The following is a 24,715-nucleotide window of genomic DNA, read 5'->3' on the forward strand; positions in this document are numbered from 1 at the left end:
GCTTCTCCCTTCAGCCTCTAAGCGTGTAAGCCGTGGTGCCGCAGAGCTTGAACAGCTCCTGGGTGTGATGAAAGCTTTCCGAATGCCCGACGAAGAGCAGCCCGTCGGGGTTCAGCACCCGCGCGATCCTCTTCAGGATGGCGTGCTGGGTCTCCCGGTCGAAGTAGATCATCACGTTGCGGCAGAAGACGAAGTCGAACTTGCCGTGGATGGGCCACTTCTCGTCCAGAAGGTTCAGGCGCCGGAAAGTGACCGGCCGCCGCAGCTCTTCCTTCACCCGGGCGAACCCGTCGTTTTTCCCCTCGCCCCTCATAAAGAAGCGCTTGCGCAGGTGCAGCGGGACCTTGGCCAGCTGGTCGATGGGGTAGATCCCCTGCCTCGCCTTGGCGAGCACTGCGGTGTCGATGTCGCTGGCCAGGATGTCGAGCCCCGACGAGTCGTCGAGCGCCTCCAGCGCCGTCATGGCGATGGAGTAGGGTTCCTCGCCGCTGGATGAGGCGCAACTCCAGATGGAGACCGGGCGGCCGCCGCGTTTTGCCAGGCGCTCCGCCAGCATCCGGAAGTGGTGCGGCTCCCGGAAGAACGAGGTCATGTTGGTGGTGAGGGCGTTGATGAACGCCTCCGACTCCTCCTCGTCCCCCAGCTCTACCAGCCTCAGGTACTGGGCGAAGGATTCCAGCCCCCGCACGCGCAGCCTGCGCGCCAGACGGCTGTAGACCATGTCGAACTTCCCCGGCGCCAGGGATATCCCGGCCATGCGGTAGATGAGCCCTCGCACGCGCGCGAAGTCGTCATCGGTAAGCGTGTAGTGGAACGCATCCGGGAGGGAGGCGAACCCCCCTCCCGAAAAGCGCCGCTCCACGCTTTTTTCCTGCTGCGTTCTCAGAATTCCTTCCAATCGTCGTCAAGCTCGGCTACCTCGGCCGTCGCGGCAGCCGCAGCCGCCTTGACCGGCCGCTGTTCCCGCGGCTTTACCCCCGCCGCGGTGAGCGCCCTTCCTTTTTTCTCGGGGGCCTTCTGCCTGGCCGCAAGGCCGGCAGCGGCCTTGCGCTTCTCCGCGGGCGCCTGGGCCTTGGGCGAGCTTTCCAGGGTGAAGCGGGCCACCACCTGCACCAGCTGCTGGGCCTGCTCTTCGAGCGATTCCGCGGCGGCAGCGGCCTCCTCGACCAGCGCCGCGTTCTGCTGGGTCACGTCGTCCATCTGGGTGATGGCCGTGTTCACCTGCTCGATGCCGCTGGACTGCTCCAGCGAGGCGGCGGAGATCTCCGCCATGATGTCGGTCACCCGCTTGATGCTGGTGACGATGTCCTGGGTGGTGCGCCCGGCCTCCTCGACCAGGCGGCTGCCGTCCTGGACCTTCCCCACCGAGTCCTCGATCAGGGCCTTGATCTCCTTGGCCGCAGCGGCGCTTCGCTGCGCCAGGCTCCTCACCTCGGCCGCGACCACGGCGAAGCCTCTCCCCTGCTCTCCCGCGCGCGCCGCCTCGACGGCGGCGTTCAAGGCCAGGATGTTGGTCTGGAAGGCGATGCCGTCGATGACCCCTATGATGTCGGAGATCTTCTTGGAGCTGTCCGTGATCGACTCCATGGTGGTGACCACCCGGTTGATCACCTCGCCCCCCTTGACCGCGACGCCGCTGGCGTTGATGGCGAGCTGGTTCGCGGCCTGGGCGTTGTCAGCGTTCTGCTTCACCGTGGAGGTGAGCTCTTCCATGCTGGAGGCGGTCTCCTCCAGGGCGCTTGCCTGCTCCTCGGTGCGTTGAGAGAGGTCGGCGTTGCCTGCCGCTATCTCCTCGGTCGCAGTGGCGATCGATTCGGCGCCGTTTCTCACCTCACCCACGATGCGGGCGAGACCCTCGTTCATCTCGGCGAGCGAACCGAGAAGTTCCCCGGTCTCGTCCTTGCTCTTCACCTCGATGTGGGCGGTGAGGTCGCCCGCGGCGATCCGCTTCGAAGCGGCGATGGCCAGGTCCAGCGCCTCCTTGATCTTCCTCGCCACGAACCAGGCGAAGGCGAAGATGACGAGCGACAGCCCGAAGGTCGCGCCGATGATCTGCCACTTCATCTTGTTCATCTCGGCGGTCACGTTGTCGACGTAGATGCCGCTTCCCACGATCCAGCCCCACTCCTTCATCAGCATCACGTAGGAGATCTTCGGGACCGGGACCGTGGAGCCGGGCTTGGCCCACATGTAGTCCACCACCCCTTCGCCCTTCTCCTTGCAGACGTTGACGAACTCGACGTAGAGCTTCTTGCCGTTGGGGTCCTTGTTGTCGTACTGGGTCTTGCCGACCATCTCCGGCTTGATGGGGTGCATCAGCACCTTGGTGTCGAGGTCGTTGACCCAGAAGTACTCGTTCCCCTGATAGCGCATCTCGGCGATCTGCTTCAGGGCGTCGGCCTGCGCCTGCTGCAGGGTCTTGGCCCCCGCCTTGTAGGAGTTGTAGTTTTCGGTCAGGACGTCGTAGGCTACGTCCACCACGGCCTTCGTGGCGCCGATCTTCTCGTTCATCAGCTTGTTCTGCACGAAGGGGAGCACGTAGAACATCACCCCCAGCACCATCATCACGATGGTCGCCACGGAAATGCTGAGAATCTTGGTCAAAATTTTCCAGTCCCTGAACGCGGTCGCTTTCATATGTTCACCACCTCTTTTTGAATGTTTTCCGTGCTATGGTCCACGATCTGCAGCTCCTCGCTGCCGATCAGCTTCTCGATATCCACCAGGATGAGCATCTCGTCGTTCAAGGTCCCGAGCCCCGTGATGTAGCGGGTGTCGAGGGCGGCGCCGAGCTCCGGCGGCGGCTTGATGCTCTGCGCCGGGAGCGCTACCACGTCCGAGACTCCGTCCACCACGATCCCCACCACCTTACCCAGCACGTTGATGATGATCACCACTGTGAACTCGTGGTAGGTGGCCTCCCCGACGTTGAACTTGATGCGCAGGTCCACGATCGGCACGATCACCCCGCGCAGGTTGATCACCCCCTTGATGAAGGCGGGGGTGTTGGCGATGCGGGTGACGCAGTCGTACCCCCTGATCTCCTGGACCTTCAGGATGTCGATCCCGTAGCTCTCGCTTCCCAGCGTGAAGGTGAGGTACTCCTCCGCCCCCTCCAACCGTGTCTCTTGCTCGACGCTGCCGTGAGCTGTCTGCATAGTTTTTCTGCCTCCTTTCTCCTTAAAGCTTCTTGTGCATCAGGAACAACTCGGTCAGGTCGAGGATGAGCGCGACGCGCCCGTCCCCGAGGATGGTCGCTCCCGCGCTCCCCTCGACCCGCCGGTAGTTCGTTTCTATGCTCTTCACCACCACCTGCTGCTCGTCCAAAAGCGCGTCCACGAGGATGGCCCCGCGCTCCCCGTCCCCCTCCACCATTATCAGTATCCCGTGTTCGGGCTCGACCACTTGGGACTCCAGGTTGAAGATCCGGTGCAGCCTGATGATGGGGAGGTATTCTCCCCGCACCTGGACCACCTGCCTGCCGTTCACCGTTTTCAGCTGGTCCGGCTTGGGCTGCAGCGACTCGATCACCACGTTGATGGGGATGATGAATTTCTCCCCCCCCACGGCGACGGTGAGCCCCTCCAGGATGGCGAGGGTGAGCGGGAGGCTGATGGTGAAGCGCGAGCCCATCCCCGCTTCGGAGGCGATCTGGACCCTGCCGCCTATGGACTGCACGTTCTTCAGCACCACGTCCATCCCCACGCCGCGCCCGGAGACGTCGGTCACCTCCTCGGCGGTGGAGAACCCCGGGGCGAAGATGAGCTGCCAAACGTCGTCGTCGGTCATGGAGTCGGAGCAGGGGATGCCGCGCTCCTGCGCCTTGGCGAGTATGCGCCCGCGGTTCAGCCCCGCGCCGTCGTCGATCACGTCGATGACGATCCTCCCCCCCACCTGCGAAGCCCGAAGCTGCAGGGTCCCGCCAGGCTCCTTGCCGTTGGCAAGGCGCGCCTGCGGGGTCTCCAGCCCGTGGTCCAGGGCGTTTCTTACCAGGTGGGTGAGCGGGTCGGCGATCTTCTCGATGAGCCCCCGGTCCAGCTCGGTCCCCTCTCCTGTGGTCCTGAACTCCACCTGCTTGCCGAGCTTTCCGGCCAGTTCGCGCACCAGGCGGGGAAAACGGCTGAAGACCATGCTGATGGGGACTAGCCGGATCGACATCACGCTCCCCTGCAGGTCGCGGGTGTTGCGCTCCAACTGGGCCAGCCCCTGCTGCAGCGCCTGGTGCAGGATGGGATCGAGGCCCGCGGCTGTCTGCGCCAGCATGGCCTGGGTAATCAGCAGCTCCCCTACCTGGTTGACCAGCTGGTCCACCTTCCCCACGTTGACCCGGATGGAGGACTCGGCCTCCGCCCCGCGCCGCCCGAAGGCGCCCGGCGCCAACTCGTTAGCGTCGTAGGCGCGCCGGCCGGGGTGGGCGGGGGGGACGGCTTCGGGAGCGCCGTCAGTCTTCGCGGCCTCTGCGCGCCGCTCCTGCCACGGCAGCTCCTCGACCTGCAGCTGTTCCTCTTCGGCGACAAACATGAACGCCTCAACCAGCTTTTCTCTGCCGGCCGGCGAGGCGAGGGTAAATTCCCAGCGCGTGACGCAGCGCAAGGGATCGAGATCTTCCAGCTCCGGCGTTTCGGCGAGGTACGCCCGGCAGTGGAATTCCCCTTCAAGCGCAAGTTCGGAGAGCTCGGAGACGATGCTCTCGATGCGGATGCCGCGGTGGAAGATCTCCGGATCCGGGGAGAAGGTGAGCCGGTAGCGGACGGGGAGGGGGGAGGCCTCCTGCTGCGGAGCCTGCTCCGTTGCGGGTTGCAAAGCGCCGCTGTCGTTTGCGCCTGGTTTCGCCAGTTGCTGCAGCTTGGCGCGCACCTGGTCGATAGCCTCCTGGCACACCGGCTTTCCTTCCCGGTGGCCGGCAAGCTGCATGGATATGGCGTCGCCCGCCTCCAGGAACAGGTCGATCATCTCCGGCCGGAAGGGGATCTCGTGGTTTCTCAAAAGGTCGAGCAGCGACTCCATGACATGGGTCACCACCGTCATGTCGTCGAAGCCGAAGATGCCTGCCCCACCCTTGATGGAGTGGGCGGCGCGGAAGATGGCGTTCAACTGCTCGTGGTCCGGCTCGCAGTCTCCAAGCGCTATGAGGATCTGCTCCATCTCGGCCAAGTTCTCGGCGCATTCCTCGAAGAAGACCTGGTTGAAGCGTTTGAGATCGATGCCGTCTTGTTCTCCATTGGGAGTGGTCATGCTTGATTCCTTACCTGCCTCGTTATCTCGACCGGGAGTCCCCGGCGTTTCGTCAAAGGGATGGCAATACGGAGAACGTTTCGGAAAAACCAAGAAGGGATACCTGGGCCGCTAGTTCCGGCCCCAGCTGGCAGGCTGCGGGTGTGATGCCGTGCCGCCTGAGGTCCTCCAGGAAAAGGGCCAGCAACTGGCAGCCGCAGGCGTCGATCCGGTCCACCTGGCGGAGGTCCAACTCTGCCTGTTCCGCTTTCCGCTCCACAAGCTCGGTCAGCCGGCAAACCAGCGCCCGGTGGAGCTCCGCTGCCTCTTCACGGGAGCAGCTCCCCTGGAATGTGATGTGGTTGTCATTAACAAATACTATTTCAGTCAATTTATCCGGTCTCCATTGGAGTTACGGCCGTATGGCTTTTCTTGGCCGTATTGTAAGTCATTATAAGCAACCGTTGTTTTATGGCTTCTTCATCGGCAAAGGGGGCGAGAACTTTAACCCATTTTCGTTTTCTCCCACATTCGTAACACCAATGTAACCATTAGAGATATGTACTACCTAAATGAAGCCTTCCCCTCCCTTGGCTGGCCTGCGCGCCGCAGCGTTTCGGTCCGCGAAGGCGGGAGGGGCCAGGGGGGTGGGGGGGCTTTTTCCGCTGGATCGAAACACGGGGGGGAGATGGGAGGAACATGGACGGGAAAGAGGCAGTGAGACTGGTTGGGAAAGGGAAGGGGCAGGGGCAGCCGGCGCAGGATCAAGCCCCGGCGCCGGTCGGGGAGGTCAGGAGTTGAGGGACCTGGAGCGCAGCTTTTCGAGCTGAACCAGGGTGTCCTGCTGGCGGCCTACGTTGAGCCTGATCTTGACCAGATCGCCCAGCATCTGCAGCGAGTCCAGCGCGGGGTTCACTTTTGAGGCGGTGCAGTTTCTCCACCGGATCGGGACCTCGGCGACGCTGTAGCCGTAGCGCCTGGCGAGCGCCAGGATCTCGACGTCGTAGGCGAACCGGTCTATGCGGGCCTGCCGGAAGAGCCGGCGGGCGACCTCGCCGTGGAACAGCTTGAACCCGCACTGGGTGTCGGCGAACTCGTCGGTGATCAGGAGCCGGACCGCTTTGTTGAACAGCCGCCCCATCCTGCGGCGCCAGGGGGGCTGCGCCTCGACCACGTCGCTTTGCGGCAGCGCGCGCGAGCCGATGGCGATGTGGTGGCTGCGTGCGGCGAGGAGCCTTTTCAGGGTCTCCAGTTCCTCGATCGGGGTGGAAAGGTCGGCGTCGCTCACCAGCACCAGCTTCCCCCGGGACGCCTGCACCCCCTGCCTGAGGGCATACCCTTTGCCCCGGTTCCGGGGATAGCTGATCAGCCTGAGCCCCGGCATCCGCTGGGCCAATTCCCGCACCAGCGACGCCGTGCCGTCCGTGCTGCCGTCGTCGACCACCACGACCTCCGCCTCCAGTTGCTTGGCGGCGAGGTAGGCCTGGATCTTCCTAAGCGTTGCCGGCAGTCTCTGTTGTTCGTTGTAGGCGGCGATGACAATGGTCGTTTCCGGAAGCATGGCAACCTCCTTCGTACGCTGGGCCACGTGGTCTAGTCGGCATACTCCTTCCAGTACAGCCCGGTCTGGGCGTTGAACTTGGTGGTGCTGTCAGAGTCCTCTAAGCTCCCGGTGAAGGCGCTGTCGTCGTCCCAGAGCACCCCCTCCGGCATCAGTATCCGCGCCACTACCGTCTTCTTTTGCAGGGTGCGTGTCCCGATGGCGGCCTTTTTTTCCCGTTTGCCGGCCTCGTAGATGGTGAGGGTGAAGCTCGCTTGCGCAGCACTTGCCGTCTCCGGCTCGGCGCTGAAGATGTAGACCCCTTCACCCGCCCTTTCGATCACAGCTTCCCTGGTCCGTTCGTCCCTCTTGGCGGTGACCGGCGCCACCTGCTGCAGGCGCCGCGCCTCCGCCTTGGTGGGAGTCCGGTCGCGCCGGGAGCGGGGGAATTCCCTGAAGGCGATCGAGAGCTTCACCCCGCCCCCCGCGACCGTCAGCTTCAGGTCTCCCTGCAGCGCGGCGAAGCTGGTGCCGCGTTCGTGGGCGCGCTGTTGCTGCGCCTTGTCCGGCTGCCGCTTCACGGCTGGTTCCGGCCGCGGCCGCGGCGCCGCCCGCTCCAAGCCGAGCGCTGCCGGCTGGGGCCGCTCCCGCGAGGCCTGCATCTGCGGGGGGCTCTCTTGCGCTGCCTGCATCTGCGGATGAGCCTCCGTCGCTACTTGCGCCGGCTCGGCGTCTTTTCTTTCGGGCGCAACCGGCGGCGCCTCCGCCGGGGGGGCTGTTCGAGCGGCGGGTGCCGCTGCCCGCGTGGGGGCGGTGGGCGGTTTGGGCGGAGGCGACGCCGGGGCCTTGACGGCAAGCGACGCTCTTTGTTCCGGGCGTGTTCCGTGCTCTGGAGCCGGGTGCGGCGAGCTTGGAGCCGCGATGCGCAATACCATCGGCGCGGCCGGTACAGCCTTGGCGGGTAAGGCCTCGGGGGGGGCTTCGGGGCGCTTTGCCCCAAGGGGCCGCTGCCGCTGGGGGCGCGGTTTGACTGTTGCGGCAGGTGCGGCCTGCGGTGTCGCCTGGAGCGGGGGGGGAACTGCTATCGGAGTGAACCACAGGATGTCCAGCCGGGTCTGCGCCCCGAGGGGAGGCTCGATATGGGAGCTGGAACTAAGGACGAGGAAAAGCACCCCGTGCAGGAAGAGCGACGCGCACAGGGAGCCGGTTTCGTCGCAGCAGCGCTTTTTGTGGGAGCTCTCGGTCATGGTGGCGGCTCCGGGGGGGACAGGCTACTTTTTGAAATCAAAAAGTTGCCTGCCCCCCTTTGAGTTGCAGTGCCTGGTACTGCACCCTCAGTCGTTCGTTCCCGGGGGCCTTCTTGACGAAGATGGTGGCGACCGGGTCCGCATAGATGAGCGCCCAGTCCTTTTCCTTGAGCAGGAACCTGGTGAGCCTGGAGTCGGTCTCGAACAGGATCCAGGTCACCCGGTACTTCTCCAGCACCGATTCCCACCCGTTTTCGAAGCGGATCACCTGGTTGTACTCTCTGAGCCGGTCCGAGCCGTACATGTCCAGCCGACCGTCGATGAAGACCCTGTAGCTAGGAAAGCCGCGGTATATGAGGTAATCCCCGAACTCGTCGCTGTTGAACATGTTGCCGCTTATCTTTTGCCGCATCAGGAACTCGCAGGCGGCGACCGGTTTCTCGGCGGCGTCGAAGGCGTGGGAGGGGCGGCCGTAGATAAGCGAGACGGCGACAGCGAAGGCGGCGGCCCAGGGCCAGAAGCCGCCGGCGCGCTCGTCGATGCGGGACAGGCGCTCCGAGCGCTCCCGCAAAACGCGCGCCGCGGTCCCCCCGCGCTGCGCGATCTCGGTCACCCCCCTGGCGATGATGGGGGCGCTCACCAGCGCGAAGAGCGGAATGTAGCGCACCGCGTAGAGCGCCATATAGCCGAAGCCAAGCATCAGCATCAGCTCGGTCGGCTCCGGCCCCTTGCGCCAAAGCGCCAGCACGCCGACGGCCAAAAGCAGCAGGTACTTGAACGGGAGCTGGTCGTGGAAGTCCGGGGTAAGGAACTCGGAGACGTTGTTCATCAGGTAGGTTTCCGTGGCCAGCCGGAACGGGAAGAGGAGCAGGCGGTACCCGTAGGGGTTGATGAGGGCAGCGGCCAGGCAAGCGCCGGTCGCGATGGAAAGCTGCGTCAGCTTCCGGCGCAACGCCCCCCGCTCGGGATCGGGGGCCAGCGCCAGGGACGCCATGTTCCCGGCGAGGTAGGCCCCGAGGAGGATGAACCCCGCCATGAACCCGCCGTGCAGGTTGGCCCAAAGGAGCATGAGGGGGGGAGCAGATAGAGGTCGTTGCCGCGCTCCCGGTGCCAGGACTCTATCAGGTGGTGGAAGATCACCAGCAATAGCAGCGAGAAAAGATGCGGCCGCGCCAGCCAGTGCAGCTGGGAGGAGGCGAGGGCCAAAAGGGTGACGGCGCTGGCGAGAAGGACGCCGGCGTTGGAGTTCCGCAGCGACCAGAAGAGGAGGTAGCCGGTCAGCGCCAGGAGCAGGGCCGACCCCGCGACGATCCCGCTCATCCCGAGCATCCGGTGCGTCGCGGCCATCAGTACCTCCGAGAGCCACTCGTGCGCGATCCAGGGTATGGGGGGAGAATGCAAAGAGAAGCTGTCGAAGCGGGGAACTGCGCCGGTAGCGAGGATCAGTTCGCCGGCCCGGATGTGATAGCCGGTGTCGCCGTCGCTTAATAGCGAGGATTTTGCGGTGAAATACAGGGAACAGAGGACCGTGATGAAGAACAGGTCGCCCACCGATGGGATCAGCCTATGTGCGAGTGAGGGCTTTCTTTCCATGTCAGCTGGGTCCTTTGTCTTTACCGTGGGCGGGGGGGCGCAGCAGGTCGCATGGGAAGATCGCCCGTGACGCGGTTAACCTCAGCCGACGTCCACCTCGTCGCCGCAACTGGTCCGGGAAAGGGCGATGGTACCTGCCGGAAGCTCCAGGGCGCTCCACGCTTTCGGGAAGATCCGGGTCATCCGCCCCGGTTTCAGCTGCCCCACCGTCGCGACCACGCGCTGCGAGCGGTCCAGGAATACAACATCGATCGGGAATCTCATGAAGAAGGTGTGCACGCCGCGGCAGGGGCGGATCAGGAGCCCTTCCCCCATCGGCAGCTCGTCGCGCTCCAAAAGCCCTCTGCTGCGCGAAAGCAGCGTCTCCGCCGCGACGACCCTGCCGGCCAGGGTGCGGCCGGTGCTCTTGTTGATCGCCCTCATCCGGGCCTCCGGGAACTGCCAGAAATCCTGCGCGGGATTGCCCTTGCCGGCCAGGCAAAAGCGCCGGCAAGGGGTGGGGGATCACTTCTTCTTGGCCTGTTGCACGTAGCTCAGTGCCAACTGGACGGAAATGATGAGCAGTATGAAAGTGTTGAAGTCGATTTTCATGGGATCACCTCCTTGGCTGTTCGATTTAGCTCCTGGGCCTACGGTTCCCGCGCCTTACTGGAAAATCTTGCCCAACTTGACCACCGCCGGTCCGAGAATGACCACGAGCAGTGCGGGGAAGATGAACATGATCAGTGGGAAGATCAGCTTGATGGTGGTCTTCGCGGCGGCCTCCTCTGCCATCTGCCTTCTCTTGGTCCTGAGTTCGTCGGAGAAGGTGCGCAGGGCATGGCTTAGGCTGGTCCCGAAACGCTCGGCCTGGGCGACCATGGTGGTGAAGGAGCCGATGTCCTCGACCCTGGTGCGCACCGCCATGTCCTTCAACGACTCCACGCGCGGCTTGCCTGCCCTGACCTCCATTGTCACCTGCCTGATCTCGATCGCCAGTGGGTTGTCCCGGAATTGCGGGGTCTCGGTGGTTCGAATCAACGCCGCATCGATGCTGAGCCCCGCCTCGACACAGAGGGTGACCAGGTCGAGGATGTCCGGCAGGGGGTGAAAGATCTCTAACTGGCGCGCCTTCACCTTAAGGTGGAGCCAATAGGTGGGAGCGAGGTAGCCGATGATGCTGAAGAAGGCCGTCGCCAGGAGGGTCTGGGTGGTGAAGAAGGTACGGCTCGTAGTCGCGACCGCGAGGAGGCAGATTAGGGGGAGCACCCCAGCCAGTAGGAGCTTGGCCCCGAGGAAGCGGTAGACGGCATCCTTGCGAAAGCCGGCGGCAACGAGGGCTTTCACGTACTTCGACTCCTCCTTTTGGGGGAGCTTCACCTTCTCGCCGATCTTCGCGAGCTTGTAGGCCCAGGTTCCCGACGGCACCATGCCTGTCTTGGCGCTTTGGGGGCGAGGGAAGAATTCTTCCAACCTTTGGGCCACGGCGCTCTTGCTGAAGAAGGCGTAGTGGCAAAGGATCGCCGACACGAGCAGGACCGACGCGAACACCGAGAAAACGACCAGGTAGAGCATGGCAGCCACCTATATCCTGATTCTGACGATCTTGCGTATCACGAGAAACCCGATTATCTGCATGGCGGCGGCGCCGGCCAGGACATACAGCCCCAGCGGTTCGCGGATGAGTGCCCGCTCGTAGTTTGGGTTCAACACGCTGAAGATGCCGAAGGTGGCTATAGGGAGCGCCGCCAGCACGTAGCCGGAGAGCCGCCCCTGTGCCGTGTAGACCTGTACCTGGCGCCGTATCTTGAGCCGCTCCCTGATGGTCATCGCCAGCTTGTCCAAAAGCTCGGAGAGGTTCCCGCCTATGTCGCTGTTGATGGCGACCAGGGTGGTGAAGAACCTGAGGTCGAGGCTGTCGATCCTCTCGTTCATCCTCATCAGGGCGTCCACCATCCTGAGACCCAGTTGCTGTTGCTCGTAGGCTGTCTTGAACAAGGGGCCTACCGGGGAGGGGACCTCCTGCCCGACCAGTTGGATGGCGGTCGGGAAGGAATGCCCGGCCCTCAGCGAACGGGCGGCGATGCTCAGGGCGTCGGGAAACTGCTCGGTGAACTTGATGCTGCGTCGCTCCGTCTTCACCCGGAGCATCAGTTCAGCGACGAGCAGTACGACCACCGCGGCGAGGAACCCGACCAGGGGAGATTGCGTCTTCAACCCCAAGAGGATGGCCAGACCGAGCGCCGCCGCCATGGTGGATCCAAGAAGCAATGAGGCGGAAAGCTGGATGCCCGCCTGCTCCAGACGCTTCCCCAGGGTGCGCATCTGAGGCGCCCGGGTGAGGAGCTCCGAGGCTCGTTCCGCTTCCCTGCTGATCACCGAAAGGAACTCCTCCGGGATCTCCCCCTGCCTCTCGCCTGCCATGGTCTGCAGCCGTCTTTTCAGCACCGTCCTGCCGGACGTCTGCCGTTGCGCGAGGTAGAGAAAGGCCGCCAGGAAGACGCCGAAGGCCGCCAGGAATATAAGCGCCACGATGGGATAAAGCATGCGGGGCTCCTAGTTCTCGAACATGATGGCGGGGAGCTCGAACCCGTAGAGCTTGAAGCGCTCGGCAAAGCGCGGCCTCACCCCGGTGGCGCGGAATTCGCCGATCACGTTCCCTTGCCGGTCGATCCCCTTTTGCAGGAACACGATGATGTCGTGCATGACGATGGTGTTCCCCTCCATCCCGGTGATCTCGGAGAGTTTCACCACCTTCCGGGTCCCGTCGGAGAAGCGGACCAGTTGCACCACCAGGTCTAGGGCCGAGGCCATCTGTTCCTTGATGGCCCTCTCCGGAAGGTCCAGCCCGGCCATAAGGACCATGGTTTCCATGCGTGAGAGGGCGTCGCGGGTGGTGTTGGCGTGGACCGTGGAGAGCGAGCCGTCGTGGCCGGTGTTCATCGCCTGCAGCAGGTCGAGCGCCTCGCCGCCGCGCACCTCGCCGATGATGATTCGATCCGGCCGCATCCTCAGCGCGTTTTTCAGCAGGTCACGCGAGGTCACCTCGCCGCGCCCCTCAAGGTTGGGGGGCCTGGTTTCCAGCCGCACCACGTGCTCCTGCTTCAGGTTCAGCTCGGCCGAATCCTCGATGGTGATGAGCCGCTCCCCCCCGGGGATGAAGGCGGAGAGGACGTTCAGGAGGGTGGTCTTGCCGGTGCCGGTACCCCCGGAGATCAGGATGTTGAGCCTCGTCTGCACCGCCGCCTCCAAAAGCTCCGCCATCCTCTGGTCCAGGGCCTGCAGCTTGATCAGGTCCCTCATGACCAGCGGCTCCAGCCCGAAGCGCCTGATGGAGAGCACAGGGCCGTTCAGCGCCAGGGGGGGGATGATGGCGTTCACGCGGGAGCCGTCGGGAAGCCTCGCGTCGACGTAGGGGGAGGACTCGTCGATCCTTCTCCCGATCTTGGAGACGATGCGCTCGATTATTTGCATCAGGTGCGCGTTGTCCCGGAAGCAGACCTCGGTCTTTTGCAGCTTCCCCCCCTTTTCGATGTAGACGTTGGAGCTGTCGTTCACCAGGATGTCGGAGATCTGGTCGTCGGCCAGAAGAGGCTCGAGCGGCCCGAGGCCGAAGGTCTCGTGCTGGATCTCCAGCACCAGCCGGTCCCTCTCCATCTGGTTCAGCGGGACCCCCTCGCCGACGATGAGGTTCTCTATTACGCCGCGGATCTGGCTCACCATCTCGTTGTTGCGCATCAGGTCCATCTTGGCGAGGTCGATGCTGTCGATCAGGCGGCGGTGGATCCGGGTCTTCATCTCCTTGAAGAGTTCCGATTCCGTCGCTGCCGGACCCTGCACCGCCTGAGGCTTGATACCATCGAGCAGCATGATCTCTCCCCCTTGCCCGGAGCGCCGCAAAAAGTGTGCGGCGCCGGGCGTCTCCCGGTCAGCGCTTCACCCGCTCCGCCAGCCCCTGGATTGCCTTGCTCACCGGGGACTTCGGCTGAAGCTTCACGACCGGCATACCCTTGTTGATGGAATCGACGACGTCCGCGTATTCATTGGGGATGGCCTGGAATACCGGCATCCCCAGCACCTTCTCGGCGTCCTTGAGCTGGATGTCCGACTTGGGGAGGTACCTGTTGATGACGAGCTTCACCCTTTCTCCCCCGAGCCCCTTTCTCTCCAGGGCGCTCAGGTACCTCTTGGTGTTCTTGAGGCCGGGGAGGCTCAGCGTGGTGGTGAACAGGATCAGACTCGCATTCTGGAAGATGGCCATGTTGCAGCCGGCCAACTGCCCCACGCAATCGACCACCACGTACCTGAAGATCCCCCTGAGCATCTCCATGACGCGTTGGACCTGCTCGGCCGTGATGCAGACCGCCTCGTCGACATCGGCAGGCTCGGTGAGGATGAAGGGGCCGGAGGCGTGCCTGGTCATGACGCCCATCAGGAAGTTCGCGTCCAGCCGGTCCACGTTGGTGGTGACGCTGGAGAGCGTGTAGGCGGGATTCACGTTGAGGAAGGTGTTGACGTCGCCGGCGTCCAGGTTCAGGTCGACGAGCGCCACCTTGGTGTCGTCGCTGGCGAGGGCCGCGGCCAGGTTAACGGCGACGGTGGTGGTACCCATGCCGCCGATGGGGTTGTAGACGGCGATGATCTCGCCGTGGGGGCGCTCTTCCGGGGTGCCGGCGAAGAGAAGCCTGCTCACCTTCTGCAGCGACTGGATGAGTTCCTCATGCGCTATAGGGCGCAGCAGGTATTCGACCGCGCCGGCCCGCATCAGCGCCAGGAACCACTCCACGTTCTTCTCCGAGGCGCAGGCGATCACCGAGGCGCGGGGATACTGCGCCGTGAGCGCCTTGATGTCCTTGATGCCGCGCTCCATCTCGTCGACGCCGAGGAAGACCACCTGCAGCGCTCCTTTTTGCGACTTGCGCTCTTCGGCCAGGTGCTCGACCGATCCGGCCATGGTAATGCTCTCCGAGAAGCTCTTCAGGGAAGAGAGGATGGCGCTGCGCGATTCCTGGTCCCGCTCGATGACGGCTATGGAAAATTCGGAAGTCATAACGTTAGCCCCTTGGCCGAAGCGCCGCTGCCTTGAACGCTTCGGCGGTCATGCGTGGACCCTCACTTTCCTCCCCGCGGGATCCAGTCGTATCCCTTCTCCTCCTCGGGAGTAACGGCGTCGGTGGGGAGCTTGGTCGCGACCCCTGCGGGAGTGGGCTTCACTATCTTCGGCGTGATGAAAAAGACCAGGTCCTTTTCCCGGATGTCTTTCTGCGAGGAGCGAAACAGCGCACCGAGGATCGGTATGTCCCCCAAAAGGGGGATCTTGGACATGTTCTTGATCTGCTCTTCCTGGAGCAGGCCCGCCAGAACCAGGCTCTCGCCGTCCCGCAGTTCCACGTCGGTGCGGACGTCCCTGGTGTCGATGATGGGGTAGCCGTTGACCGCTAGGGTCCCGGCGATGCTGCTTACCTCAGCCGGGTCGATCTTCAGGTTGATCAGGCCATTTTGCAGCACCTGCGGCTTGAACTTGAGCTTCACCCCAACCGTCTCGAAGACGATGGACGAGGTGGACGCCCCGCCGGTCGAGATCAGCACGCTGTAGGGGATCCTGCTCCCGGCGAGGAAATTCCCCTCTTCGCCGCTTTTCACCAGCAGGTTGGGCTCGGCGAGGATCTTCGCGAGCCCCTTGCTGCTCAAGGCCTGGAGCACGGCGCCGATCCCCGCTGGGAAGTAGGAGACCCCGACGTTGAAGGCGTTCAGCGGGTCGAACCCCCCAATGCCGGGGATGTTCCCAACGATCCCGTTCCCCTCGGTGGAGGTGAACCTTGTGGGCGTCGATTCGGTGTTGCGGCTGGTGCCGCTGGGGGCTCCCACCAGGTTCGTGAACCCCTCGGCCGTCCTACCCTTCACGATGGCGCTGAGGCCGAGCCTTTTCAGCGAGGTCCGGTCCACCTGCGCCACCTTGACCTGCAGCAGCACCTGTTGCGGCTCGTCGACGGTGATGTGGTTCAACACCTTCGCGGAGTACGCCTTGGCGATCTCCTCGGCCTTCTTGCCGGTCATCTCGTTGGCGACCTTGCCGGAGAGGATCACCGTGTCCTGGGCGTACTGGACGCTGATGTCGTCTTTGGGTGCGTAGTCCCTGATCTGGGACTCGATCGCCTCCCGGTCCCCCACCACCCGGACATCGAAAAAGGTGGGCTTGTCGTTGTTCTCCTCCCACACGATCAGGTTGGTGGAGCCGATTTTCTTGCCGTTGATGAGAAGCTGGTTGCGGCGCAGGGGATCGGGGACGTCGATCACGTCCTTGTCGGTAATGTTGACGTAGCGGGCCGGGTTCTTCAGGTTGAGAACCACCCCCCGGTTGACGATCACGGTGGTCGGGACGCCGGCTGTTGCGGTCGCCGCCTCGACGAGAAGGCCGAGGCAGAAAAGCAGGAAGGCCAGGCACGGTTTTGAGGGGATGCATCTCATGGGCTACCTCGCTCGCTGCGGGATTGTTTGGGCATCGGGATTATTCGGCGTACTGCTTGGAAACCTTCTCGGTTCCCCGGACGATGTCCAGGGTGTAGCTTGGGCGCGGCGGGGGAGTCCTCATCGCGGCGGCGGACCTGGGCTCCCTCTTTGCCGGGGGAGGGGGGTGCAGCGTGGCGACCTTCACGGGAAGCGCGCTGCCGTAGAGCACCTTTCCTATGGTGGCTCCCTTGGAGTCGACATGGGAGCTGTCGGAAATGTTGCGCAGCAAAAGCTGCAGCGAACCCTTGCTGGCGGAGAGGACCAGCTTTTCCGCATCGTCCGGGACGAGGTCGAGGGTGACCGTCGGGACCACGACCGGTTTTCCCTCCTTCTGGTCCGTCACCTGCCCGGTGGCCAGGATGGGGACGTTTTCCAGTACGATCTTGCTGATGTTCTCCTTCTCGTTGCCTGGAACCGGCGTGGTAACGATCACATCCACGCGGTCGCTCGGGGTTAGAAAACCTGCCACTCCCGCCACCTCGTTCACTGCCACCGTCACCGCACGGTGCCCCTGCGGCACGACGTAGGTCATGAAGCCGGCTCCCGGTGCGCCGGACCTGGGCTTTAGCTTTGCCTCGGTGACCGCGTCGCCGCCGGTTATGGGGCGGATGGCAACGCGGTTCGCCACCGCTTCGATACCCCGGGCGCTCCCCGGGGGGATGCTGTCCTTGGGCCAGGAGGCGACCTTGAGCTGCGCTGGGGTGATCGCGGTCCCGATGGGGATGTCGACTGCGGCGACCACTATCCTTTGGGGCTGGGCCGCCTTGGCGCTTTTGACCTCCTGCTGCAGGAAACTGTAGGCAAGCCAAGCGGCCATCGCCGCGAAGAACAGCGCGAACACCGAGACGAGAATTACCGCTTTAGGGCGAGTCATGTCCTTTTCTCCTCTTTACATGCAGCGAAAGGGTGCCCGGAGCGGCAGCGTGGGTGCGCGGCACGCATTTCCGGGCCCCCGGGGCAGATCCTTCATGACGTCGTATGGAAATTTCCGTGGCAGTTGCCACTGAAAGACTTTTTCTCGTGAGGGACAAGCTATGGGGAACAGGCGGTCTCATCGCTTCTGCTCCCGTTTGTGACATGGGTGGAAAAAGATCATCTGCAAGGGAGGTTACCCTCCCCTTGCAGATGATGATGTGTTACGAACTGGAGCCTATTTGCCAGACTCTAGGCGGTCGCTGACATTGCAGAACACCTTGTTGGTTTCGTCACCAAGGTTTTTTAGCGCCGCTATGACCACTATCGACATTAGAACGAGTATCAAAGCGTACTCGACCAACCCCTGACCGTTGGTATTCTTCAGGACCTGTTTCGCCTTGCTGCACATCCTTTGTAGTTTTCTCGACATGTTGGGACCTCCTTTTTGGGTTGATGGACAACTGCTTCTTCCTGCCGACAGCTGGATGTTTTCACCCGCGCTTGCCACCGCTTACCTGTGCCACCTGGACCAAAAGAACCTCTTCTAGCATTAAAATGCGGCCCTCTTGGGGACTCCGGAAACCGGCCAAAAACTAATTAATGCAAGATAACTAATTTATCGATTTGCAGTACTACGGTGCCGCATGGAATCTGCAAGCACATTTTTTTATTGCCACTACTGCAAAACCATTGGCGAAGATTGTCGGTGTCTCTTCGTGAAATTAACATGTTAGGAGACCGCTCCGCCCCAGGTAGGATGTCGCTTGCCATCAGTCCCGACTGGTGCCACAGGGAGGTGCCGTCCGTGTCATTTCTAATAATCGTTTCCGACATCGGTTCCAATTGACATTTGCAGGTGCCCCCATATACTTCCTCAATTAGTAAATTTTAATAAGGTGGCGGCATGGACAGGAAAGGGCAGAGCACGGTTGAGTTCGCATTGACGGCAGGGATTTTGTTGTTCCTGCTCATCGTGCTGGTCGACTTGAGCGTGATGCTCTACGTGAACCTCACCATGCAACACGCGGTCCGGCAGGCGACGCGGCTGGCAGTGACTCACGAAGGTTATAGCAAGGAGGAACTGATCCGCGATATCCAGGAGGACTCGAACGGGCTCTATGAAAAAAACGCCCTCGCGGACCAGAAGCCGATAGTGACGGTGGTAACGCCTTCGGCTACGGAGCCTCCTGCCGGAGTCACAGCCGCGGATACCGGGGAGCCGGGAGAGCTGATTACCGTTTCGCTTAAGTATTCCAGGCCGCTGCTTACCCCTTTGTTCAGATCCTTTTTCCCCGGGGGCGCTTACGAGTTCACCGTACGCTGCACCATGAAGAAGGAACCCTAGGAGCAGACATGGAACTGCGTGCCGACGCCAGGCGAAACCAGGCGGGCCAGAGCGTGGTGGAACTGGCTTTCGTGCTGCCGCTTTTGATTCTGTTCATCCTCGGCGTCGCCGACCTATCCCGCGCCATTCACGCCTACAGCGCCATCGTCAACCTGAGCAGGGAGGGGGCCAACCTCGCTGCGCGCACCACCATGGATGCAGCGACCATCATGAACACGCTGGCGGCAGGCGCTCTCCCGCTGGCGCTCGATAAACAGGGGATGATGTACCTGACCGAGGTGGAAGAGGTTTCCGGCTCCACTACCATCAGGTCGCAGCTGGGGTGGAAGGGGGGGAGCGGCTTGCGGAGCCGGATTAATGGCCACTCGGTCGCCGACGCTTTGAGCGGCATCGAACTGGAACCCGGGCAAAAGGTTTTGGTCTTCGAGGTGCTGTACCGGTATGACAGCTTCTTCAAGTCGGGCGCCGGTGGATTTGCGCCGGTGCTTCACTCACAAACCATCTTTTAGCAGGGGCGGGAAATGAAGATCCTTCAGGGGCAACCCAAGGGGCAGATACTGCTCCTCGCCGCCTTGGCAGTCGATGCCGGCAGGGCATACGGGGTGAAGGCGAAGCTCCATGCTGCGGTCGACGCCGCAAGCTATGAGGCGGCCAAGGCCCTGGCACAGGGGGAAGATGAGGACGACATGAAGGAAAAGGCGAGCGAGGCTGCGTTCGACTACTTCAGGGCGAACTTCCCATCTGACTATTTCGGAGCGCAGTGCAGCGGACCGGAATTGGAGCTGAGCGAACGGAAGTCTGAACAAAAGATGCGCGCCCTCTCCGTTTCCGCCACAGCGAGGCTCCCAAACATCTTTGCCGGGATCCTCGGCTGGAAAAGCATCGATCTTCCCGCCCGGTCGCGCGCGGTCAGGAAAGATGCCGACGTGGTGCTGGTGCTGGAGTCCTCGGACGCGCTTAGGGACTCGTTCCCCCAGGTGAAGCAGCGGGTTGCCACCTTCAGCGACCGCTTCAGCCAACACGATGACCGGATGTCGCTGGTGACTTTTGCCGCGGGAGCCGACCCGGTAATTTCCATCTGCGGCGTCTATAACCCCGCAAAAGACCGCCCCGGAGCGGGAACTTTCAACTGCGGCAGTGGGTATCAGAAAAGCAATTTCGCCAAAGCCTTTCTGGAGCTGAGTCCGCAGATGGCTGCCGCCGCAGCGGCCCCCGAGGATGCGATGAAGCAGGCGCAGGCCCAACTGGACGGCCTGAGGAGCGACCTGCGGGCGAAGAAGAGGGCGATAGTGCTTTTGGCAAGCGATGTAGCTGCAAGCAACATTAAAGAAGAGACCGCCGCTACGGCTCGCAAGGAGAAGGTATTCATCCATGCGGTGGAAATCGCGGGATCCCTGAAGGCAAGCACACCGGCCGGGGCCGCTAACGGTCGGAGCGGAGGCGAGAACATGAAGCGGCTCGCCAACAGCAGGGACTCCGGAGCCCACGAAAAGGAAGAACCAACCGGCTCGTACTGCGCAGCGACCGACCTGCAGCAGTTGGAGCTGTGCCTGGAAAAGATCGCCAACGGCATGACCGTGAGCATCGAGCAGTAAGCTGGCGAGGAAGCAAGGTGCGGCGAGGCTGCACCGGCGGGGGGGCGTGTGCAAGCAGAGGGCGAAAAGGGCATAGAGGAATCCGGCCGAACAAGGCTTTTGCGGGCGATCCCGCTCTTTTCTTGCCTGGACCCACTGGAGTTCTCGGAGGTCCAGCGCAGGATAATGGAGAAGCGCTTTCACAAGAACCAGGTTGTGCTTCTCGAGGAGGACACTGCAAACTACATGTACATAGTTTATGGAGGCAAGGTCCGTGTAGTTCACCTGGGAAGCGAGGGGAGCGAGAGGATCCTTGCCGTCCATAAACGCGGGGACGTCTTTGGCGAGATGGCGCTGCTCGATGCCAAGACGGCCCCGGCAACGGTCATCGCCATGGAGGACGCCGAAATCGGGCTCCTTTCCAAGGAAACCTTCGATACCTTCTTCCTCGGCAATCATAGGGTGCTGTTGCAACTGGTCGCGATCCTTTGCCGCAGGCTAAGAGAGGCCCAACTAGTGCTCAAAGCGATCACCCTACCCGATGCGGAACAAAGGCTGCGCTCGATTCTGAACCATTTGAGCCAGTTGCACGGGGTGCGTGATGCCCGAGGGATTGTGATCGCCTTGAGGCTCACTCACAAGGAACTCGCGGGATACACCTCGGTTTCGCGGGAGACAGTGACCAGGCTGTTGCACCGGATGGTCCTGGAAGGCGATCTGGAGATGCTGCAGAACCGAACCATTCTACTCAAACCGGGATTCAGGCAGAAAGCGCAGCTGCTTTAGTTGGGCGGAATACTGCCAGTTCGGTGATTGAAGTCACAACTGCTGTGCCTTGACATGGCCAGGGGGGTAATTATACTTTCGATTGTTAAAAAAAACTAAGACAATTGCCGTCTTAGTTCATCCATATGTCGCCGGTCGCAATCCTGACAAAATCGTTCAAGAGAGTAAAACAGACGAAGCGGACCGGCATTTAGATGCCCGAGCGAGGCAAAGCATGGCTCGTGAAAGATGGATACAACAGGTGTTGTGGCGTTTCTTGCCATGGCGCAGAAAGGCAAGGGAAACGTTGCCAAAGGGGTTGCAACCGGAAACCCGCTTCCGGCAGCAACTCATCCAGGAGCGGAAGCGGGCCGAGAGGGCGAACAAGCCGCTTTTGGTCATGCTCGTCAACCCTGACTGTGTCGCAGCCCGCGGGGAAGCGGATTCGGTTGTCGGCTGCGTGGGGAGGGGGCTCCAAAGCTGCCTGCGCGAAACGGATATCTGTGGAGTGCTTAACGACGGAGCCCTGGTTGGGGTGATCCTGACGGAGATCTGGGTTGACGACCTCGACAAGGTGAAGAAAGCGGTGGCCAGAAAGGCGCGGGAGAAGCTGAGCCAGCTATTCGAAGACGAGGTAGCGCGGCGCGTAACCATCAGTTTCCGCATCTATCCGGAAAGCGGTGGCAAAAGCGGCGCCTTCGACATGATCTTTTATCCCGAGCAGGTGGAGAAGAGTATCGAAGGGACGGCAGGTGAAATAGCCAAGCGTGGGCTGGACCTCCTTGGGAGCGCAACGGGGCTGGTGCTGCTCGCCCCCGCTTTCGCACTGATCGCATCGGCCATCAAGTTAACCTCAGACGGGCCGGTCTTTTTCCAACAGCAACGGATCGGTTGCAACGGCAGGAAGTTCAAGCTTTTGAAGTTCCGCACCATGTATATCGGCAACGATGACCAGATCCACCGTGACTACGTCAAGCTGCTGATCCAGGGTAAGGTCGCCGAGGAGCAGGGAGGGGTCTTCAAGATCACCGTGGACCCCAGGGTTACCCCGATCGGGAAGGTGTTGAGGAAGTACAGCCTGGATGAGCTGCCGCAGCTTTTCAACGTGCTGAAAGGGGAGATGGCCCTGGTGGGACCGCGACCCCCGATCAGCTATGAACTGGAGCATTACAGCGGGTGGCAGCGCAACCGGCTGATCGGCAAAAGGCCCGGCATAACCGGTGCGTGGCAGGTGAGCGGTCGCAGCAGCACGACCTTTGACGAAATGGTACGGCTCGACCTCAGGTATTTGAAGGGGTGGAGCCTCGCGCTGGACTTCAAGATCCTGCTGAAGACACCGCTGGCCGTTCTCAAGTGCAAGGGCGCCTACTGAGTATCGGGCGCTAAGGTGAAATTATGATCAACGTCGGTATTGTCGGGTTCGGCTACTGGGGACCCAACGTCGCCAGAAACTTCCACACTACCCCGGGTGCCAGGGTGGTAGCCGTCAGTGACGCGGACGACCGGTCGCTGGCGCGCGCTGCCCAGAGCTATCCCGGGGTGAGGATGGTGAAGGACTTCCGGGAACTGCTGACCGCGCCGGATGTCGACGTGGTCGCCATCGTCACGCCGGTCTCTTCGCATTTCGAGATCGCCCATATGGCGCTCTCCAATGGGAAGCACATCTTCATCGAGAAACCATTCACGGCGTCCACCTCCCAGGCGGAGCAACTGATCGAGCTGGCCGATCGCAAGAAGCTTAAGATCATGGTCGATCACACCTTCCTCTTCACCGGCGCGGTCAAGAAGATAAAGGAACTGATCGACGACGGGACGTTGGGGGATCTTTACTATTTCGACTCGATCAGGGTCAACCTAGGCTTGTTCCAAAAAGACGTGAACGTGGTTTGGGACCTGGCGCCGCACGATCTCTCCATCATGGACCATCTGCTGCGCCTGGAGCCTTCTGCGGTCATGGCAACGGGAGTGGCGCACTTCCAAAACCAGCTCGAGGACGTCGCCTACATCACCATTTATTTCCCAGGCAACGTCATCGCTCACCTGAATGTCAACTGGCTCTCTCCGGTCAAGATAAGGACCACCCTGATCGGAGGACAGAAAAAGATGCTGGTCTGGAACGACCTAGTAAGCGATGAAAAGATACGTGTCTACGACAAGGGGGTCGAGGGACTGGACTGCCTGGGTACCGACTCCAAGGAAAAGGCATACGGACTGAGGTTGAGTTACCGTAGCGGGGACATGTGGGCCCCGAGGGTCAACCAGGTCGAGGCGCTTCAGGGGGAAACGGCCTACTTCATCGATTGCATCAACAACAACATCACCCCGAAAAACGACGGTAGCGCGGGACTAAGGGTGGTCAGGATACTGGAGGCGATCAAGAAGTCTCTGGCCAAGGGAGGAGCACTAGTCCGCCTGAACTGAGAGGGGAAAAGGAGAAAGGAATGAACGAGAATCTTGTTGCTGTTGCCGACGACGTGAAGCTCGGGGCGAACGTAAAACTAGGGAAATTCATCAACCTGTACGGGTGCAGTATTGGTGACCACACCAAGATCGGCCCCTTCGTAGAAATCCAGAAGAATGCGGAGATCGGGAAGAACTGCAAGATCTCCAGTCACAGCTTCATCTGTGATGGTGTGGTGATCGAAGACAATGTCTTCGTCGGTCACAACGTGACCTTCATCAACGACCTGTATCCGAGGGCCACCACCTCCTCCGGCGAACTGCAGGTTGAGGCGGACTGGGCCTGCATCAGGACCACCATAAAGAGAAATGCCTCCATAGGCTCCAGTTCCACCATCCTTTGCGGTGTCACTGTCGGCGAACACGCCATTGTCGGTGCCGGAAGCGTCGTCACCAAGGACGTTCAACCCTACAGCATCGTGGCTGGCAATCCCGCAAGACTGCTGCGTACCATCCCCAAGGAGACTGATGATGAAAGTGCCATTTCTCAACCTCAAAGCACAATATGACTCCATAGCACATGAGGTGGAACAGTCGATCCGGGAGGTGCTCTCCACCTGTGCCTTTTCCGGCGGACCCTACGTGCAGAAGTTCGAGGAGGAGTTCGCTTCCTTTTGCGGATGTAAGTGGGCGGTCGGGGTAGGCAGCGGGACCGACGCGCTTTGGCTCGCCCTGCTGGGATTGGGGGTGCAACCTGGTGACGAAGTCATAACCGTCCCCAACAGCTTCATAGCGACAGCGGAGGCGATCTCCCTTTGCGGCGCGCAACCGGTCTTCATAGATGTTGGCGAGGATAGCTTCACCATGAATCCGGCCCTTCTGGAGCAGGCGATCTCACCGCGCACCCGGGCCATCATCCCGGTGCACCTCTACGGGCAGGCGGCGGACATGGATGCCATTCTTGCGATCGCCGACAGGCATGGCATCCCTGTTGTGGAGGACGCCTGCCAGGCTCACGGAGCGGAGTACAAGGGGCGCAGGGCTGGCTCGATGGGGATTGCAGGGTGCTTCAGCTTTTACCCCGGCAAAAACCTGGGCGCCTACGGCGAAGCCGGCTGTGTGGTCACTAAGGACGAGGACCTGGCTAAGAAGCTAAGGATGCTGCGCGATCACGGACAGTCCCAAAAGTACTATCACCAACTGGTGGGGATCAATGGTCGTATGGACGGCATCCAAGGCGCGGTCCTCAGCGCGAAGTTGAAATACCTCGATTCCTGGAATGCGTTCCGGCGCACGCATGCCTCTTTCTATCAGGAGGCGCTGGCCGAAGTTCGGGCGCTAAGGATTCCCAAGGAGATGCCTTATGCCAAGCATGTCTACCATGTATTCGCGGTGCGCTCGCCGGACAGGGAGGGGCTGAAACAGGCGCTTAACGCCAGCGGTGTTGAGTGCGGGGTGCATTATCCCGTTCCGATCCACCTTCAGCAGGCTTATGCCGGCCGCGGCGAAGGCGAGGGAAGCTTTCCCGTGGCTGAACGCGTCGCGAAGGAGCTACTGTCTCTCCCAATGTTCCCGGAGTTAACGACGGAGCAGGTCAGCTACATCTGTGACCAAATCAAGCGGTTCCACTAGT

At 61.9% G+C, this 24,715-nt stretch carries 25 protein-coding genes; 8 read left to right on the forward strand and 17 right to left on the reverse strand.

Annotation, left to right across the window (positions count from 1 at the left end; genetic code table 11):
- Nucleotides 1–10: 10 nt before the first annotated feature.
- The 17 genes from GBEM_RS05245 to GBEM_RS05320 all read right to left on the reverse strand — a co-directional run bounded on the left by GBEM_RS05245 (nucleotide 11) and on the right by GBEM_RS05320 (nucleotide 17,428).
- Nucleotides 11–898, reverse strand: a complete 888-nt coding sequence (locus tag GBEM_RS05245; protein ID WP_148212893.1) for a CheR family methyltransferase — start codon at nucleotides 896–898, stop codon at nucleotides 11–13.
- Nucleotides 883–2,637, reverse strand: a complete 1,755-nt coding sequence (locus tag GBEM_RS05250) for a methyl-accepting chemotaxis protein (RefSeq protein WP_012529479.1) — start codon at nucleotides 2,635–2,637, stop codon at nucleotides 883–885. Before GBEM_RS05250 ends, GBEM_RS05245 begins: the two co-directional genes overlap by 16 nt.
- The gene (locus GBEM_RS05255; protein WP_012529480.1) at nucleotides 2,634–3,158 is read right to left on the reverse strand and encodes a chemotaxis protein CheW; all 525 of its coding nucleotides are present in this window, start codon (nucleotides 3,156–3,158) and stop codon (nucleotides 2,634–2,636) included. The genes GBEM_RS05250 and GBEM_RS05255 overlap by 4 nt, the downstream gene beginning before the upstream one ends.
- A gap of 22 nt (nucleotides 3,159–3,180) precedes the next feature.
- The gene (locus tag GBEM_RS05260) at nucleotides 3,181–5,235 is read right to left on the reverse strand and encodes a chemotaxis protein CheW (RefSeq protein WP_012529481.1); all 2,055 of its coding nucleotides are present in this window, start codon (nucleotides 5,233–5,235) and stop codon (nucleotides 3,181–3,183) included.
- 52 nt (nucleotides 5,236–5,287) lie between these two features.
- Nucleotides 5,288–5,605 carry an STAS domain-containing protein gene (locus GBEM_RS05265; RefSeq protein WP_012529482.1) on the reverse strand — a complete coding sequence of 106 codons (318 nt, stop codon included), beginning with the start codon at nucleotides 5,603–5,605 and terminating at the stop codon, nucleotides 5,288–5,290.
- Nucleotides 5,606–6,004: 399 nt separating this feature from the next.
- On the reverse strand, nucleotides 6,005–6,775 hold the full coding sequence (locus tag GBEM_RS05270) for a dolichyl-phosphate beta-glucosyltransferase (protein ID WP_012529483.1): 771 nt from the start codon (nucleotides 6,773–6,775) through the stop codon (nucleotides 6,005–6,007).
- 32 nt (nucleotides 6,776–6,807) lie between these two features.
- A complete protein-coding gene (locus GBEM_RS05275) occupies nucleotides 6,808–8,001 on the reverse strand; it encodes a hypothetical protein (RefSeq protein ID WP_012529484.1) in 1,194 nt (397 codons plus the stop codon).
- Between the two features lie 37 nt (nucleotides 8,002–8,038).
- Nucleotides 8,039–9,037, reverse strand: coding sequence for a hypothetical protein (locus GBEM_RS21690; protein ID WP_226373926.1), 999 nt, complete (start codon nucleotides 9,035–9,037; stop codon nucleotides 8,039–8,041).
- Nucleotides 8,938–9,594: a hypothetical protein gene (locus tag GBEM_RS21695; RefSeq protein WP_226373927.1), complete on the reverse strand. Its 657-nt coding sequence runs from the start codon at nucleotides 9,592–9,594 to the stop codon at nucleotides 8,938–8,940. Before GBEM_RS21695 ends, GBEM_RS21690 begins: the two co-directional genes overlap by 100 nt.
- An 81-nt stretch (nucleotides 9,595–9,675) precedes the next feature.
- Nucleotides 9,676–10,017, reverse strand: a complete 342-nt coding sequence (locus GBEM_RS05285; protein WP_012529486.1) for a DUF192 domain-containing protein — start codon at nucleotides 10,015–10,017, stop codon at nucleotides 9,676–9,678.
- A 222-nt stretch (nucleotides 10,018–10,239) separates the two neighbouring features.
- Nucleotides 10,240–11,148, reverse strand: coding sequence for a type II secretion system F family protein (locus GBEM_RS05290; protein ID WP_012529487.1), 909 nt, complete (start codon nucleotides 11,146–11,148; stop codon nucleotides 10,240–10,242).
- A 9-nt stretch (nucleotides 11,149–11,157) separates the two neighbouring features.
- A complete protein-coding gene (locus tag GBEM_RS05295; RefSeq protein WP_012529488.1) occupies nucleotides 11,158–12,120 on the reverse strand; it encodes a type II secretion system F family protein in 963 nt (320 codons plus the stop codon).
- A 9-nt stretch (nucleotides 12,121–12,129) separates the two neighbouring features.
- Nucleotides 12,130–13,443, reverse strand: coding sequence for a CpaF family protein (locus tag GBEM_RS05300; RefSeq protein WP_012529489.1), 1,314 nt, complete (start codon nucleotides 13,441–13,443; stop codon nucleotides 12,130–12,132).
- A 58-nt stretch (nucleotides 13,444–13,501) separates the two neighbouring features.
- Nucleotides 13,502–14,623 (reverse strand): AAA family ATPase, encoded by a 1,122-nt coding sequence (locus GBEM_RS05305; protein ID WP_012529490.1) that lies wholly within the window; start codon nucleotides 14,621–14,623, stop codon nucleotides 13,502–13,504.
- 62 nt (nucleotides 14,624–14,685) lie between these two features.
- Entirely contained in the window at nucleotides 14,686–16,041 is a 1,356-nt protein-coding gene (locus GBEM_RS05310) for a type II and III secretion system protein family protein (protein ID WP_012529491.1), read from the reverse strand.
- Nucleotides 16,042–16,081: 40 nt separating this feature from the next.
- Nucleotides 16,082–16,957 carry a Flp pilus assembly protein CpaB gene (gene cpaB / locus GBEM_RS05315; RefSeq protein ID WP_012529492.1) on the reverse strand — a complete coding sequence of 292 codons (876 nt, stop codon included), beginning with the start codon at nucleotides 16,955–16,957 and terminating at the stop codon, nucleotides 16,082–16,084.
- 276 nt (nucleotides 16,958–17,233) lie between these two features.
- Nucleotides 17,234–17,428 carry a Flp family type IVb pilin gene (locus GBEM_RS05320; RefSeq protein WP_012529493.1) on the reverse strand — a complete coding sequence of 65 codons (195 nt, stop codon included), beginning with the start codon at nucleotides 17,426–17,428 and terminating at the stop codon, nucleotides 17,234–17,236.
- A 474-nt stretch (nucleotides 17,429–17,902) separates the two neighbouring features.
- Here GBEM_RS05320 and GBEM_RS05325 point away from each other — a divergent pair, with 474 nt between their 5' ends.
- The 8 genes from GBEM_RS05325 to GBEM_RS05360 all read left to right on the forward strand — a co-directional run bounded on the left by GBEM_RS05325 (nucleotide 17,903) and on the right by GBEM_RS05360 (nucleotide 24,714).
- Nucleotides 17,903–18,343, forward strand: a complete 441-nt coding sequence (locus GBEM_RS05325) for a TadE/TadG family type IV pilus assembly protein (RefSeq protein WP_012529494.1) — start codon at nucleotides 17,903–17,905, stop codon at nucleotides 18,341–18,343.
- An 8-nt stretch (nucleotides 18,344–18,351) separates the two neighbouring features.
- On the forward strand, nucleotides 18,352–18,852 hold the full coding sequence (locus GBEM_RS05330) for a TadE family protein (RefSeq protein WP_012529495.1): 501 nt from the start codon (nucleotides 18,352–18,354) through the stop codon (nucleotides 18,850–18,852).
- A gap of 12 nt (nucleotides 18,853–18,864) precedes the next feature.
- A complete protein-coding gene (locus GBEM_RS05335) occupies nucleotides 18,865–19,938 on the forward strand; it encodes a vWA domain-containing protein (protein ID WP_012529496.1) in 1,074 nt (357 codons plus the stop codon).
- Nucleotides 19,939–19,986: 48 nt separating this feature from the next.
- Nucleotides 19,987–20,703, forward strand: coding sequence for a Crp/Fnr family transcriptional regulator (locus GBEM_RS05340; RefSeq protein WP_012529497.1), 717 nt, complete (start codon nucleotides 19,987–19,989; stop codon nucleotides 20,701–20,703).
- Nucleotides 20,704–20,917: 214 nt separating this feature from the next.
- Entirely contained in the window at nucleotides 20,918–22,054 is a 1,137-nt protein-coding gene (locus GBEM_RS05345; protein ID WP_012529498.1) for a sugar transferase, read from the forward strand.
- 23 nt (nucleotides 22,055–22,077) lie between these two features.
- Complete coding sequence (locus GBEM_RS05350) at nucleotides 22,078–23,103, forward strand: Gfo/Idh/MocA family protein (RefSeq protein ID WP_012529499.1); 1,026 nt, start codon at nucleotides 22,078–22,080, stop codon at nucleotides 23,101–23,103.
- Nucleotides 23,104–23,123: 20 nt separating this feature from the next.
- Nucleotides 23,124–23,651, forward strand: a complete 528-nt coding sequence (locus GBEM_RS05355) for an acyltransferase (protein WP_012529500.1) — start codon at nucleotides 23,124–23,126, stop codon at nucleotides 23,649–23,651.
- A complete protein-coding gene (locus tag GBEM_RS05360) occupies nucleotides 23,614–24,714 on the forward strand; it encodes a DegT/DnrJ/EryC1/StrS family aminotransferase (protein ID WP_012529501.1) in 1,101 nt (366 codons plus the stop codon). The genes GBEM_RS05355 and GBEM_RS05360 overlap by 38 nt, the downstream gene beginning before the upstream one ends.
- Nucleotide 24,715: the final 1 nt, after the last annotated feature.

It is taken from the genome of Citrifermentans bemidjiense Bem (genome assembly GCF_000020725.1).
Taxonomy (GTDB): domain Bacteria; phylum Desulfobacterota; class Desulfuromonadia; order Geobacterales; family Geobacteraceae; genus Geomonas; species Geomonas bemidjiensis.

Coding starts and splice junctions, on each gene's coding strand:
- GBEM_RS05290 (WP_012529487.1), bottom strand. CDS start 11,148: ATGCTCTACCTGGTCGTTTTCTCGGTGTTCGCGTCGGTCCTGCTCGTG.
- GBEM_RS05295 (WP_012529488.1), bottom strand. CDS start 12,120: ATGCTTTATCCCATCGTGGCGCTTATATTCCTGGCGGCCTTCGGCGTC.
- GBEM_RS05285 (WP_012529486.1), bottom strand. CDS start 10,017: ATGAGGGCGATCAACAAGAGCACCGGCCGCACCCTGGCCGGCAGGGTC.
- GBEM_RS05260 (WP_012529481.1), bottom strand. CDS start 5,235: ATGACCACTCCCAATGGAGAACAAGACGGCATCGATCTCAAACGCTTC.
- GBEM_RS05325 (WP_012529494.1), top strand. CDS start 17,903: ATGGACAGGAAAGGGCAGAGCACGGTTGAGTTCGCATTGACGGCAGGG.
- GBEM_RS05360 (WP_012529501.1), top strand. CDS start 23,614: ATGAAAGTGCCATTTCTCAACCTCAAAGCACAATATGACTCCATAGCA.
- GBEM_RS05350 (WP_012529499.1), top strand. CDS start 22,078: ATGATCAACGTCGGTATTGTCGGGTTCGGCTACTGGGGACCCAACGTC.
- GBEM_RS21695 (WP_226373927.1), bottom strand. CDS start 9,594: ATGGAAAGAAAGCCCTCACTCGCACATAGGCTGATCCCATCGGTGGGC.
- GBEM_RS05345 (WP_012529498.1), top strand. CDS start 20,918: ATGGCTCGTGAAAGATGGATACAACAGGTGTTGTGGCGTTTCTTGCCA.
- GBEM_RS05355 (WP_012529500.1), top strand. CDS start 23,124: ATGAACGAGAATCTTGTTGCTGTTGCCGACGACGTGAAGCTCGGGGCG.
- GBEM_RS05305 (WP_012529490.1), bottom strand. CDS start 14,623: ATGACTTCCGAATTTTCCATAGCCGTCATCGAGCGGGACCAGGAATCG.
- cpaB (WP_012529492.1), bottom strand. CDS start 16,957: ATGACTCGCCCTAAAGCGGTAATTCTCGTCTCGGTGTTCGCGCTGTTC.
- GBEM_RS05250 (WP_012529479.1), bottom strand. CDS start 2,637: ATGAAAGCGACCGCGTTCAGGGACTGGAAAATTTTGACCAAGATTCTC.
- GBEM_RS05310 (WP_012529491.1), bottom strand. CDS start 16,041: ATGAGATGCATCCCCTCAAAACCGTGCCTGGCCTTCCTGCTTTTCTGC.
- GBEM_RS05320 (WP_012529493.1), bottom strand. CDS start 17,428: ATGTCGAGAAAACTACAAAGGATGTGCAGCAAGGCGAAACAGGTCCTG.
- GBEM_RS21690 (WP_226373926.1), bottom strand. CDS start 9,037: ATGGCGGGGTTCATCCTCCTCGGGGCCTACCTCGCCGGGAACATGGCG.
- GBEM_RS05255 (WP_012529480.1), bottom strand. CDS start 3,158: ATGCAGACAGCTCACGGCAGCGTCGAGCAAGAGACACGGTTGGAGGGG.
- GBEM_RS05270 (WP_012529483.1), bottom strand. CDS start 6,775: ATGCTTCCGGAAACGACCATTGTCATCGCCGCCTACAACGAACAACAG.
- GBEM_RS05300 (WP_012529489.1), bottom strand. CDS start 13,443: ATGCTGCTCGATGGTATCAAGCCTCAGGCGGTGCAGGGTCCGGCAGCG.
- GBEM_RS05335 (WP_012529496.1), top strand. CDS start 18,865: ATGAAGATCCTTCAGGGGCAACCCAAGGGGCAGATACTGCTCCTCGCC.
- GBEM_RS05330 (WP_012529495.1), top strand. CDS start 18,352: ATGGAACTGCGTGCCGACGCCAGGCGAAACCAGGCGGGCCAGAGCGTG.
- GBEM_RS05275 (WP_012529484.1), bottom strand. CDS start 8,001: ATGACCGAGAGCTCCCACAAAAAGCGCTGCTGCGACGAAACCGGCTCC.